This window comes from Aestuariibaculum sp. M13 (assembly GCF_024723255.1).
Taxonomy (GTDB): Bacteria; Bacteroidota; Bacteroidia; order Flavobacteriales; family Flavobacteriaceae; genus Aestuariibaculum; species Aestuariibaculum lutulentum.
This window is the reverse complement of record NZ_JANIAC010000001.1, coordinates 1-13888: the sequence shown is the minus strand read 5'-3', so window position 1 is coordinate 13888 and position 13888 is coordinate 1. Positions and strand designations below refer to the sequence as shown.

Sequence of the window (13888 nt, the reverse complement as noted above, 5' to 3'; positions counted from 1 at the left end):
AAGCAATGCTTTTAATTTATAATAAGCCGATGCTTAAGATACCCAAAGAAATAAAAAATATCGTTGCATGAAATTTAAAAATTTAAGTTTGCTGGCCTTGTGTTTGGCTATTGGTTTTGTGTCTTGTAAAAAAGATGATGAATCTGAAGTTACCGTAGTACCTCCTAGAGATCGCACAGAACAACAGGCAGCAGACATGGATTCTTTACAGAAGTATTTACAAAGTCATTATTATAACAAAGCCGAAATTGAGGCTGCTTTACCAAATGTAGGTATTAATGATATTAAAATTTTAGAGCTAACAGGAGATGAAACGGTGCCTGATGGTTACGAGTTATTAGAAACTGCTGTTGGAGCTCCAATAGATACTACTTACGCCGATACAGAATACCAGTATTACGTACTTAAAATAAATCAAGGCGGAGGGTATAATTCTCCAACTGTGGCTGATGATATTCAAATTTTATATGAAGGGTTTACTTTAGGAGATGTTGTTTTTGATAGTAAATATTACCCGGATAGTAATCCATTAGACTTAACAAGTTTAATTCCGGGATGGCGTTTTGTGATTCCTAAGTACAACATTTCAGAAAGTTTTGCCGATAATGGTGACGGTACTGTGAGTTTTAGTAATTCTGGAGTAGGTGTTATGTTTTTACCATCAGGATTAGCCTATTTCTCAAGTGCTACTGGTAGTATAGCAGCTTATTCACCTTTAGTATTTAAATTTGAGTTGTTACAAATGGGACAAAATGACCACGATGGAGATGGTGTACCAACATATTTAGAAGGTCTTACTGTGAATACAGATGAAGACACCTATGCCGATGCCTATGGGTATTTATATCCGCGTTATGATTATATAGATACTGATGATGATGGAGACGGTGTGCTAACGAAAAACGAAATTACAGTAAGAACAGTTAAAGGAGCTTCTGTTGAAGTCGTTAAATCTGAACCATTAGATGCTGATGAATTGTTACTAAATTACATAGCAAAAAATAGTGAAGGTGAATTTGTAGGAACCATAATTAAACTTTACGATACAAACGCTAATGATATTCCTGATTATTTAGAATCGGATATTAAAATAAATTATAGCCTATAATTGTAGTAGATAAAATAAAAAAAAGCCTCGCATTTGCGGGGCTTTTTTGTTGCTGTAAAACAGATTATATTAATAAAGATAAACTTAAAATTAACTGGTCTGGTCTGGTGTCAATTCTATTGGTGCTAATGCCATTATTGTCTAAGAAAGTGGCTTCGTTTTCGCTAAATCCTCTTTCATAACGTAAGTCAAGCCCAACTTTTTTGAAGTTAACTCCAATACCAAAGTTCAACCCAACCGTTAAATCGTTATCTACATCGTTAATGGTAATGTTTTCAAATTCAGTGTCTAAAATATACTGAAATGCTGGTCCGGCAAATACGTTTAACGGGCCAATAACTTTTACACCAACCAATAAAGGCACATCTAGTTTCTGCATTTTAAAACTATCGTCATTATAATCACTTTTAGTGCTGGTATAAACAACTTCAGGTTTAAAGAAAATTTGATTTCCAACTTTACCAAATAAACCAATATGGAATCCTACATTTCTGTCAGGATGTTCATAGTTGTTGCTAATCGATTCAAAATAATCACCGTTAGCGTTGTAGTTTAATCCACCTTTAATACCAAATCCGGGAATAGATTGCGCAAAGGCAGTAATGGACATAGAAGTTAACAGTAATAAAAAAAACAGGTTCTTTTTCATAAATAGTTTTTTTAGGGATTCGTAATTTAATTAAAAACGATATTATATGTTTTATAGTATCATTCTCTATCAATATACGAGCCAAAAGTGCTTAAAAGTTCAAAATCTTTAAAACTAACAGAGAACAGAAAATCATAAAAGCAAGTGAAAAGTACAATGTAAAACTAAAAAAATATGTAGGTTTGCCGTTGGAAGAATAATTAGGTATATGCAATTTGAATTAAAAGCAAAAGATCCGCAAAGTCAGGCAAGAGCGGGAAAAATAACAACCGATCACGGGGTAATTGAAACTCCTATTTTTATGCCTGTAGGTACGGTAGCATCAGTAAAAGGGGTGCATCAGCGAGAGTTAAAAAATGATATCAACCCGGATATTATTTTGGGGAATACGTATCATTTATATTTGCGTCCGCAAACGCCTATTTTAGAAAAAGCAGGCGGATTGCATAAGTTCATGAACTGGGATCGTAATATTTTAACCGATTCTGGTGGGTACCAGGTGTACTCATTATCTTCCAACCGAAAAATTAAGGAAGAAGGAGTTAAGTTTAAATCGCATATAGACGGTAGTTATCATACGTTCACTCCAGAAAATGTTATGGAAATTCAACGTACCATTGGTGCCGATATTATCATGGCTTTCGATGAATGTACGCCGTATCCTTGTGATTATAACTATGCAAAACGCTCTATGCATATGACACACCGTTGGCTGGATCGTTGCATTAACCACTTGGAAAAGACACCATTAAAATACGGTTATGATCAAGCATTTTTTCCAATTGTTCAAGGAAGTACTTATAAAGATTTAAGACGCCAGTCGGCTGAATACATTGCCAATGCAGGAGCTGTAGGTAATGCTATTGGAGGACTATCGGTAGGAGAGCCAGCAGAGGAAATGTATGCCATGACCGAAGTGGTTACCGAAATTCTTCCGGAAGACAAACCACGTTATTTAATGGGAGTTGGTACGCCAATCAATATTTTGGAAAATATTGCGTTAGGTATAGATATGTTCGACTGCGTGATGCCAACACGTAATGCAAGAAATGGTATGTTATTTACGGCACATGGAACCATAAATATTAAAAATAAAAAGTGGGAAGCCGATTTTTCACCAATCGATGAGATGGGCATCACTTTTGTTGATACTGAGTATTCTAAAGCGTATTTACGTCATTTGTTTTCGGTTAACGAATATTTGGGAAAACAAATTGCAACAATCCATAATTTAGGATTTTATTTATGGTTGGTTCGCGAGGCAAGAAAACATATATTAGCAGGAGATTTTAGAACCTGGAAAGACCAAATGGTAAAACAAATGGATAAACGTTTGTAATTAAAAAGGAATTCTAAACATACTAAAGCTCCAAATAAAGACTTAATAAGTTAAGCGTGTGAAAATATTAGATTGGTACATTTTAAAACGTTATTTGTTTACATTTTTTATGATGCTTTTGCTGTTTATACCTATTGGTATAACGGTACATTTAGCTGAAAAAATTGGAAAAATTTTAGAAAATGAAGTGCCTATCGGAGAAGTGCTTTTATACTTTTTAGATTTCACCATCTATTTTGCCCACTTACTTTTTCCTTTGTTTTTATTCTTGTCTGTAATTTGGTTTACTTCCAAATTGGCGAATAACACCGAGGTGATTGCTTTTTTAAGTTCCGGAGTGTCTTTTTACAGGTTTTTACGCCCGTATATGATTGGGGCAACTATAGTTGGTATTCTATCTATAGTATTAGGTCTGTATTTAGCACCTAAGGCCAGTCAGGGATTTAATGACTTTTCATATAAATACTTTAAGAAGGGTAAGAGTGCCTATGAAGGAGCTAATGTAGATTTGTTCAGACAAATCAACGATAACGAAATTATCTACGTTAGTAGTTTCGATGTTAAAAACAAAAATGGAAGCAATTTCACCTTAGAGCATTTTGAAAACAATAAGTTGACCTATAAAATCAGTGCTAATAGTATTCGATATATTGAAGAGGATACCACTTACAGATTAGTGAATTACGTTAAACGTACTATTGGTGAAAATAACGATATTCTTGAAGAAATAGAAAGGAAAAAGGATACGTTATTTCCATTTAAAGTAGATGATTTAACACCTGAAATTTATGCTGCCGAGGTAAAGCCCTATGGCGAATTAAAACGATTTATAGCAAAAGAAGAGGCCAGAGGGTCTTCTAATGTCGGGCGTTTTAAACTTGTATTGTATAAAAAATGGAGTTTGCCAGTATCTGTGTTTATATTAACTATTATAGCAGTGGCTGTGTCTTCAATGAAACGCCGAGGAGGAATGGGAGTTAATCTGGCAATTGGTATTTGTATTGCCATGGTTTTTGTCTTTTTCGATAAGATTTTCGGAGTTATGGCAGAGCAGTCGGATTTCTCACCTATAGTCGCAGCGTGGTTTCCTAATGTGGTGTTTGGCGTGTTGTCTATTTTCCTTTTGCAAAAGGCAAAACGTTAAAGACTTTTAATTATTTGAACATAATAATTCATGCTTAACTACTAAAACTTTCGTAGTTTCTTAGATAATCATTAATTTTGCAGTGTAATTAACAAGAACCAATAATTCATGTTTTTTCTTAGTTTAAAATGAAAAAATATGTAGGTTTGTAGGCTAAAATAAATAAACAGCCATAATAAAAAATTCTTATGGAATATTTAGAATTTGAACTCCCTATAAAAGAATTAGAAGAGCAACTTCAAAAATGTAGAATCATTGGAGAAGAAAGCGAAGTAGATGTTACAGAAACCTGTAAGAACATCGAAAGTAAATTAAAGGAAACTCAAAAAGACATCTATAAAAACTTAACACCATGGCAGCGTGTTCAGTTATCACGTCACCCAAACAGACCATATACTTTAGATTATATTAGAGCTATTTGTGGAGATACATTTTTAGAACTTCATGGAGACAGAAGCTTTAAAGATGATAAAGCGATGATTGGTGGTTTAGGTAAAATTGGTGATCAAAGTTTTATGTTCATTGGTCAGCAAAAAGGTTATAATACCAAAACCCGTCAATATAGAAATTTCGGTATGGCTAATCCTGAGGGTTACCGTAAAGCACTTCGTTTAATGAAGTCTGCTGAAAAATTCGGAATTCCTGTTGTTACGTTATTAGATACACCTGGTGCTTATCCTGGTTTAGAAGCAGAAGAGCGTGGGCAAGGAGAAGCGATTGCCAGAAACATTTTAGAAATGACTCGCTTAAAAGTTCCAGTAATTACTATTGTAATTGGTGAAGGTGCTTCAGGTGGAGCATTAGGTATTGGTGTTGGAGACGTTGTTTTAATGTTAGAGAACACTTGGTATTCTGTAATTTCTCCTGAGTCTTGTTCATCAATCTTATGGCATAGCTGGGAATATAAAGAACAAGCAGCTGAAGCTTTAAAATTAACAGCTAGCGATATGAAAAAATTAAAGCTGGTTGACGAAATTATCAAGGAACCTCTAGGAGGTGCTCACAGAGATAGAGAAAAGACTTTTACAACTGTTAGTAATACTATCGTTAAGTTTTATGAAGAGCTTAAAAACTTATCACCAGATGAATTAGTTTCTAAGCGTATGGATAAATATTCTAACATGGGTGTATTCAAAGATTAGACCTTGTAGAGCCTACATAAATAAAAATCTGAAGTGTTAAACTTCAGATTTTTTTTGTGGTTATTGACAATTTTTGTAAGTTATTAACAGTTAGATTGTTAACTATTGGTTAATAATCAGAATCGATTTTCTGTCCGATAAAAGATTCATTTTAGTTACATTCGTAGACATGAAACAACCCGACCAAATTAAAGGATATAGAGTAGACAAGAGTACCCTAATCAACCTTGAAAAAGGAAAGATACCTCCTCAAGCTATTGATTTAGAGGAAGTTGTATTGGGTGCAATGATGATTGATAAAAAAGGGGTTGATGAAGTAATTGATATTTTGAGTTCTGAAGCTTTCTACAAAGAATCGCATCAGCATATCTTTTCGGCTATCTTTCAGCTATTTGAAAATAGTGAACCTATCGACTTATTAACCGTTTCGACGCAGTTAAAGAAGAATGGAAAGTTAGAACAGGCCGGTGGAGATTTCTATTTAATTTCTTTAACTCAAAAAGTGTCTTCTTCGGCGCATATTGAGTTTCACGCACGTATTATTTTACAGAAATTTATTCAGCGTAGTCTAATTAAAATTTCAAACGAAATTATTGAAGACTCTTACGATGAAACGAAGGACGTTTTCGATTTGTTAGATAATGCTGAGGCTAAATTATACGAGGTTACTCAAGGAAATATTAAAAAATCGAGTGAATCTGCTCAGGATTTAGTAATTCAGGCGAAGAAGAAAATCGAAGAGATTTCTAATAAAGAAGGTTTGAGTGGTATTCCTACAGGATTTACCAAACTTGATAAATTAACTTCAGGTTGGCAACCATCCGATTTAATTATCGTTGCGGCACGTCCGGGTATGGGTAAAACGGCGCTAACCCTTTCGATGGCTCGAAATATTGCTGTAGACCAGAATATCCCCGTAGCCTTTTTCTCATTAGAGATGGCATCTGTACAGTTAATCACCCGTCTTATTTCTAGTGAAACAGGATTATCTTCTGAAAAATTAAGAACCGGTAAGTTAGAAAAACACGAGTGGGAGCAATTAAACGTAAAAGTAAAAGACCTAGAAAAAGCACCGCTTTATATTGATGATACACCATCCTTATCGATTTTCGATTTAAGAGCCAAAGCACGTCGTTTATCATCACAACATGGTATTAAGTTGATTATGATTGATTACTTGCAGTTAATGACGGGGGGTAGTGCCCATGCAGGTAATCGTGAGCAGGAGATTTCCATGATTTCCCGAAACTTAAAAGCTTTGGCAAAGGAATTAATGGTACCGGTAATTGCACTGTCGCAGTTATCGCGTGCGGTTGAAACACGTGGAGGAAGCAAACGACCGTTACTTTCAGATTTACGTGAATCTGGTGCGATTGAGCAGGATGCCGATATTGTAAGTTTCATTTATCGTCCGGAATATTATAAAATTGATGAGTGGGATGATGAAGAGCGCTCTCCAACCGAAGGTCAGGCTGAGTTTATTATCGCAAAACACCGTAATGGTGGGTTGGAAAACATCCGATTGAAATTCTTAGGACACTTAGGTAAGTTCGACAACTTAGATGATTTCGATTCTCCGTTCGAGTTCCATTCAAAAATGAATGATGGAGGAGGAGAAGATCCTTTTAGCTCTAATAACTTTACAGCAAGTCCAGATCAGGCTTTTGGTAGTTCATTTAACGATGATAACGACGACGAAGTACCGTTTTAACATCTAATCTTTTAGTTAAAACAGGTGTTCCAATAATATTTTAAGTATCTTTAAGTTTAAATAAATCGAAGATAAATGCGCAAGATTAACGGTGTGTATTTATCTTCGAATTTAAATTTTAACAGACTTTTGAAGAAGATACTAATTGCACTCCTTTTTATTTGTATAGGTTTAAAAACCTATGCATCCTATATTCTTATTCCAATGGATTCTGAAGGCCAGAAAAATCATTTAAAGGCTTACGGATTAACCTATTGGATTCTTTCTAAAGAACAAAAAGTAAAATGGTTACTTAATTATCGTGGTGGTTCTTTTTTATTGCCCGATACAGAAGCTATTCAACGTGAATGCCAGATTCGAGGGATTTCTTTTGAAATTTTATCCGACGCTAAAACTGAAAGTATTCTGGAGGAAATTAGTAGCCCTAGTCAGAATATGGAAGCGGTGGTTTTAGAAAAAGCTCCCAAAGTAGCGGTTTACACACCAAAGGGTAAATTACCTTGGGATGATGCGGTAACCATGGTATTGCAATATGCCGAGATTCCTTATGAAACCATTTATGATGAAGAAGTATTGAATGATGGACTTTTAATGTTTGATTGGCTACACTTGCATCATGAAGATTTTACGGGTCAATATGGAAAATTCTATGGCGCTTATAAAGCGGCCTCCTGGTATATTGAAGAAAAAAAGGAAGCAGAAGCTTTAGCTGAAAAATTGGGATTTAATAAAGTTTCAGATGAAAAACTTGCCGTAGCTTTAAAGATTAGAGATTATGTTATTGGCGGAGGATTTATGTTTGCCATGTGCAGCGCAACAGATAGTTTTGATATTGCTTTAGCGGCTGAAGGCATTGATATTTGTGAGCCAATGTTCGATGGCGATGCCAGCGATCCGGCTTATCAGAATAAAATAGATTATGCTAGAACCTTTGCCTTTACAGATTTCTCTTTAGAACGTAATCCGAATGTGTATGAGTTTTCGTCAATTGATATGACTAGAAAACGTGTGATTCATAAATCAACAGATTACTTTTCTTTAATGGAATTTTCAGCAAAATGGGACCCCATTCCAACCATGTTGTGTCAAAATCATACGGCATTGGTTAAAGGTTTTATGGGACAAACCACTTCATTTACTCGAGATGAAATAAAATCTAATGTTTTGGTTATGGGTGAAACGAAGAGCAATGGAGAAGCCAAATACATTCACGGAATAAAAGGAAAAGGTTTTTTTACCTTCTATGGAGGGCACGATCCCGAAGATTATCAGCACCGGGTAGGTGATGCAAAGACTGAACTGGATTTACATCCTAATTCGCCAGGCTACAGATTAATTTTAAATAATATTTTATTTCCTGCAGCCCGTAAGAAAAAGCAAAAAACCTAATTATATGGATTTCTGGTTGGTTATTTTGGTTAGCCTAGTTGGACTTTGCTTTCTAATATTTAATACTTTGACATTTTTTATTAATAGAAATAATATACCCGATATATCTATGCTGTTTGTTTGGTATTTGGTTGTGCTTTCTTTAGTTGAAATTAGTTGTAATTTAATTGGTGTTATAAAACCAAATGCTAATTTTTTTGTGTCACATTTTTATTTTGGATTTCAATTCATCTTTTTGTCGTTGTTGTATTATAAATTACTTCAACATAGATTTATCAAGATACTAATCCTATTAATAGGTATAATTCAAATGCTTTATATTACGAGTATATATATGGGAGATATTAAGCTTTTTTGGAATTTCAACACTTATGAAATTGTTTCTACTTCCGTTATTTTAATGGTATATGCCTTATATTTTATTTTCAGTAATTTTGAAATAGAGCATCATTATTTTAATTTCTCCATAGGATTAATACTTTATTTAAGTTGCAGTATTACAATATTTTTGTCAGACAATTTAGATTTGGTTTTATTAGAAAAGCCATTTATAGATATCTGGATTTTTAATTCCTTATTCTATATCATTTTTCAATATTTTATTTTTAGGGAATTCAGGTTTTTTAAGCGAAACCCTATTCTTCATAAATAATGACACGCTCAAAAGTGTAGATGTAACCATCGGCAGCTTCGCCATTCATTGTTATATTCTGATCGATAACCATTTCGTTTTCGCTATTGTCAATAATGAGGTTTCCAAATTCGGTGTCATTTATAAAAAGAAATTGATTTAAATCCTGATTAGTAACACTAAAACTGTAAATACCACTATCAAAACCATCTTCAATTGTATCGTTCTCGTTCGTATTGGTAATGGTTAGTGAGCCATATTCTTCGTCGAATTCCCAAACAATCTCATTTAATTCAAAATTATTATCTACTCCAGAAATTCCGCCAAATACGTTTGTTAAATGCCATTCGACTGCTATAATTTCAGGCAAATTTGAGTCTGAATTAGAGTCACTGTTTAAACTACAACTAGATAGTGTTAAGATTGCTAATAGGAAGGTGTAAATGTAATGTTTCATGTTTCTTTTTCATTTTATATACTAGATGTTGTTTAACGTATTTGGTTGCGTCTTTATGATTAAAAAGTGCCGTTTTTTTGAAATTAAACTTTAATTTAGAGCTTTATTTAATGATTAGCAGATGAAAGTTTTTCAAAAGGAAATACGTTTAAAATCTTATCCTCGTGGATTTCATTTAATAACAGATACTGTTTTAGATGCAATTCCAGAAATAAATGAGATTAAGGGAGGGCAGCTTCAGGTTTTTATAAAACATACCTCTGCCAGTTTAACGATTAATGAAAATGCCGATTATACGGTAAGAGGTGATTTTGAAAGACATTTTAATGTCATGATTCCGGAAAATGCACCTTACTATAGACATACCTACGAAGGGGCTGATGATATGCCTGCACATATTAAAGCATCGCTGTTAGGAGCGTCTGTTCAAATACCGATAACTAATGGGAAATTAAATTTAGGTATATGGCAGGGAATTTATTTATGTGAACACAGAGATTATGGTGGTGAGCGCCGATTGGTAATTACAGCCTTTGGGATATAAAAAAATCCGATTCGTAAGAATCGGATTTTTATTAAGCGAATTAATATGTTTTACAATAGGCGGAACGCCTTATTTTACTTTCTCTATTACAGCTTTAAAAGCCTCTGGGTTATTCATAGCTAAATCTGCTAAAACCTTACGGTTTAATTCGATTTCATTAGCTTTTAATTTCCCCATAAATTGAGAATAAGATAAACCATGTAAACGGGCTCCAGCGTTAATACGCGTAATCCATAAAGCACGGAATGTTCTCTTTTTATTTCTACGGTCTCTGTACGAGTATTGCATCGCTTTATCAACCGCGTTTTTAGCTACTGTCCAAACGTTTTTACGACGTCCGAAGTAACCTTTAGCTTGTTTTAGAACCTTTTTTCTTCTGGCTCTTTTTGCTACAGAATTTACTGATCTTGGCATAATTTTAAATGTTTTTTGTAGTAGGCGGCAGAAATATTCTACTCTTTTAATTTTTGCCTAACTCCAGGGTTTATAATTTATTTAATAACCGGTTAAAACCGTATTACTTTAAACGTAACATTGTTTTAACATTGTTCTCATCCGCTTTATCTACTAAAGTGTCATGAGTTAAAGCTAACTTACGCTTTTTAGACTTCTTAGTTAAGATGTGACTTTTAAAAGCGTGTTTTCTTTTAATCTTACCAGTACCAGTTAACTTGAAACGTTTTTTGGCACTAGATTTAGTTTTCATTTTAGGCATCTTCTTTTCCTAGGTTTTAATTATTTCGCTTAATTATTTTAGAACTAAAATTGCTTTTAGTGTCTTTTTATTTCAATGTTATTGTCCTAATTATTTTTTAGGAGCAATAAACATGGTCATACGTTTACCTTCTAATTTAGGCATTTGTTCTACCTTACCAAATTCTTCAAGGTCTTGCGCTAAACGAAGCAATAAAATTTGACCTTGCTCTTTGAAGATGATAGAACGTCCTTTAAAGAATACAAAAGCTTTTAACTTAGCGCCTTCTTTTAAGAACTTTTCCGCATGCTTTCTTTTAAACTCGTAATCATGATCGTCTGTTTGCGGACCAAAACGAATTTCTTTGATAACTACCTTAGTAGCCTTAGCTTTAATAGCTTTATCACGTTTTTTTTGCTCGTAAAGGAACTTTTTATAGTCCATGACTTTACAAACAGGAGGGTCTGCATTTGGAGAAATCTCTACTAAATCGAACTCTTGTTCTTCCGCTATTTTTAAAGCGTCTCTGGTAGAGTAAATTCCAACTTCAACGTTTTCACCAACAAGGCGAACGTTAGGCACGGTAATTCTAGAGTTAATTCTGTGTTTTTCCTCTTGAGCAACCCTTGGCTTGGGCTGTGATTTTTTTCTAATTGCTATGGCTCTTAAATTTTTAGTTAAACTTTGTTTTAAAATGGTTTTAGCGTTTTGCTAATCTCATCATTTATTATTTTAGAGAAGTCTTCTACTGAAATCATCCCTAAATCTGATCCACCATGCTGACGCACAGTGATTTTGTTTTCTTTCTCTTCTTGCTCCCCAATAATAATCATATACGGGTGTTTTTGCATTTCGGCTTCCCGAATCTTTTTCCCGATAGTTTCATTCCTGTGGTCTACAAGGGCGCGAATTTCGTTATTTTCTAGCAAATTTAAAACTTTTTCGGCGTATTTTTCATATTTCTCGCTAATTGACAGGATAATAGCCTGAGTTGGCATTAACCATAGCGGGAAATTTCCAGCCGTATGTTCTAGTAAAATAGCGATAAAACGCTCCATACTTCCAAAAGGAGCACGGTGAATCATAACCGGACGGTGTAATTCGTTATCACTTCCTTTATAAGTTAAATTGAAACGTTCTGGTAAATTGTAATCAACCTGAATAGTTCCCAACTGCCATTGGCGACCAAGGGCATCTTTCACCATAAAGTCAAGCTTAGGTCCGTAGAAAGCAGCTTCGCCGGTTTCGATAACGTAGTTAAGACCTTTGTCTTGGGCAGCGTTAATAATAGCTTGTTCTGCTTTTTCCCAGTTTGCAACACTACCTATGTATTTGTCGGGATTTTCAGGATCCCTTACAGATACTTGTGCAGTAAAGTTTTCAAAACCTAACGATCCGAATACATAAAGTACTAAGTCGATAACATTTTTAAACTCGGCATCTAACTGGTCTGGCGTACAGAATAAGTGAGCATCATCCTGAGTAAATCCACGAACCCGTGTTAAACCATGTAATTCTCCACTTTGTTCGTAACGATAAACCGTACCGAATTCTGCATAACGTTTTGGTAAATCTTTATAAGACCACTGGCTGTTGTTGTAAATCTCACAGTGGTGAGGACAGTTCATTGGTTTTAATAAAAATTCTTCACCTTCTTTAGGTGTATGTATAGGTTGAAAACTGTCGGCACCATATTTGGCATAGTGACCAGACGTTTCGTATAATTCTTTTTGACCGATATGTGGTGTTACAACCATTTCATATCCGGCTTTCTTTTGTGCTGTTTTAAGGAAGTTCTCTAAACGCTCACGCAAAGCAGCTCCTTTAGGTAACCATAAAGGTAATCCTTGACCAACACGAGGAGAGAATGTGAATAACTCTAATTCTTTACCTAATTTACGGTGGTCTCGTTTTTTAGCTTCCTCTAATAATTCTAAGTATTCAGTAAGTTCTTTCTGTTTAGGGAACGAAATACCATAAACACGCGTTAACTGTGGTTTGTTTTCGTCACCTCTCCAATAGGCGCCAGCAACACTTAATATTTTTACAGCTTTAATGATACCTGTATTCGGGATGTGTCCTCCACGACATAAATCAGTAAATGTCGAATGGTCGCAGAAGGTAATCGTACCGTCTTCCAGGTTTTCAATTAATTCTGTTTTAAACGGATTGTTTTCATATAAAGCCAAGGCTTCAGCTTTTGTTGCCGAACGCATTTTAAAATCGTGCTTTCCTCTGGCAATATCCAGCATTTTAGTTTCAATAGATTTAAAATCTTTTTCAGAAACGCTATGCTCTCCAAAATCTACATCGTAATAGAAGCCGTTATCAATAGCAGGACCAATAGTTAATTTCGATCCCGGGTATAATTCTTCAATAGCCTGAGCTAATACGTGAGCAGATGAATGCCAGAAAGCTGTTTTACCAGCCTTATCATTCCATGTATATAACACTAGCGAGCCATCGGTGGTTAAAGGGGTTACCGTTTCAATTGTTGTACCATTAAAACTAGCCGAAATCACATTTCGGGCAAATCCTTCACTAATGCTTTTAGCGACATCCATAGGTGTAACGTTCGCTTCAAACGATCTTACACTTCCGTCGGGCAATGTTATATGTATCATAAAATAATTTAAATTCGAGTGCAAAGATAATAGGATAAAAAAAGACATACAATATATATATAGGTATAATTTTAATTAATATGATAGAGTAGGACGTTATTCTTCGATATCTCCCTGGTTCGGGCTAGGAACCTTTCTTGATTCAAGTCGAAAGACTATATCTTTTAATGCTACTGTATATATAGTATAAGAAGAGGTTTTCGATAATACCTATGTAATAGTATATAATAAAGGAATGTGGAGTTAGCATAAAAAAGATGTCGCTTCATCCCTAACGCAAAATCATCTTCATTTAATATATATAGTATAGACACTATTATATATATCGTTACTATAAAACCGAAGGATTTTGTTGTAATCCAGGTATAACATTAAGTTGAATCAAAAATAATTTGGATGTAACTTATTGTAAATAAGCATTGGACAAAAAACTTTCAAAAAAAGGCGATAAAAAGT

The 13888-nt window shown here is 34.4% G+C and carries 13 protein-coding genes; 7 read left to right on the top strand and 6 right to left on the bottom strand.

The annotated features are described in order from the left end of the window. Positions 1-67 precede the first annotated feature (67 nt). Entirely contained in the window at positions 68-1108 is a 1041-nt protein-coding gene (locus NO995_RS00065; RefSeq protein ID WP_258225766.1) for an FKBP-type peptidyl-prolyl cis-trans isomerase, read from the top strand. A gap of 64 nt (positions 1109-1172) precedes the next feature. On the opposite strand, the gene NO995_RS00060 is transcribed toward NO995_RS00065, so the two are convergent. Next, the gene (locus tag NO995_RS00060; protein WP_258225765.1) at positions 1173-1757 is read right to left on the bottom strand and encodes a PorT family protein; all 585 of its coding nucleotides are present in this window, start codon (positions 1755-1757) and stop codon (positions 1173-1175) included. Between the two features lie 208 nt (positions 1758-1965). On the opposite strand from NO995_RS00060, the gene tgt reads away from it, so the two are divergent. The 5 genes from tgt (at position 1966) to NO995_RS00035 (ending at position 8482) form a co-directional block, all read left to right on the top strand. After that, entirely contained in the window at positions 1966-3096 is a 1131-nt protein-coding gene (gene tgt, locus NO995_RS00055; RefSeq protein ID WP_240570959.1) for a tRNA guanosine(34) transglycosylase Tgt, read from the top strand. 58 nt (positions 3097-3154) lie between these two features. Further along, positions 3155-4240, top strand: a complete 1086-nt coding sequence (locus tag NO995_RS00050; protein WP_258225764.1) for an LptF/LptG family permease — start codon at positions 3155-3157, stop codon at positions 4238-4240. Positions 4241-4428: 188 nt separating this feature from the next. Next, entirely contained in the window at positions 4429-5382 is a 954-nt protein-coding gene (locus NO995_RS00045) for an acetyl-CoA carboxylase carboxyltransferase subunit alpha (RefSeq protein ID WP_240570958.1), read from the top strand. Positions 5383-5551: 169 nt separating this feature from the next. Next, positions 5552-7093 (top strand): replicative DNA helicase, encoded by a 1542-nt coding sequence (gene dnaB / locus NO995_RS00040; RefSeq protein WP_240570956.1) that lies wholly within the window; start codon positions 5552-5554, stop codon positions 7091-7093. Positions 7094-7297: 204 nt separating this feature from the next. Further along, a complete protein-coding gene (locus tag NO995_RS00035) occupies positions 7298-8482 on the top strand; it encodes an asparagine synthetase B (RefSeq protein WP_258226880.1) in 1185 nt (394 codons plus the stop codon). 635 nt (positions 8483-9117) lie between these two features. Here the strand turns inward: NO995_RS00035 and NO995_RS00030 are convergent. Continuing rightward, a complete protein-coding gene (locus tag NO995_RS00030) occupies positions 9118-9570 on the bottom strand; it encodes a hypothetical protein (RefSeq protein WP_258225763.1) in 453 nt (150 codons plus the stop codon). A gap of 121 nt (positions 9571-9691) precedes the next feature. Here NO995_RS00030 and NO995_RS00025 point away from each other — a divergent pair, with 121 nt between their 5' ends. After that, positions 9692-10114: a secondary thiamine-phosphate synthase enzyme YjbQ gene (locus NO995_RS00025; RefSeq protein WP_258225762.1), complete on the top strand. Its 423-nt coding sequence runs from the start codon at positions 9692-9694 to the stop codon at positions 10112-10114. A 69-nt stretch (positions 10115-10183) separates the two neighbouring features. On the opposite strand, the gene rplT is transcribed toward NO995_RS00025, so the two are convergent. The 4 genes from rplT to thrS form a co-directional block, all read right to left on the bottom strand. Continuing rightward, a complete protein-coding gene (gene rplT, locus NO995_RS00020; protein WP_240570949.1) occupies positions 10184-10528 on the bottom strand; it encodes a 50S ribosomal protein L20 in 345 nt (114 codons plus the stop codon). A gap of 103 nt (positions 10529-10631) precedes the next feature. Further along, positions 10632-10829: a 50S ribosomal protein L35 gene (gene rpmI / locus NO995_RS00015; RefSeq protein WP_027138918.1), complete on the bottom strand. Its 198-nt coding sequence runs from the start codon at positions 10827-10829 to the stop codon at positions 10632-10634. Between the two features lie 90 nt (positions 10830-10919). Further along, a complete protein-coding gene (gene infC / locus NO995_RS00010) occupies positions 10920-11468 on the bottom strand; it encodes a translation initiation factor IF-3 (protein WP_375141543.1) in 549 nt (182 codons plus the stop codon). A gap of 29 nt (positions 11469-11497) precedes the next feature. Next, a complete protein-coding gene (gene thrS, locus NO995_RS00005; RefSeq protein WP_258225761.1) occupies positions 11498-13432 on the bottom strand; it encodes a threonine--tRNA ligase in 1935 nt (644 codons plus the stop codon). Positions 13433-13888 lie beyond the last annotated feature (456 nt).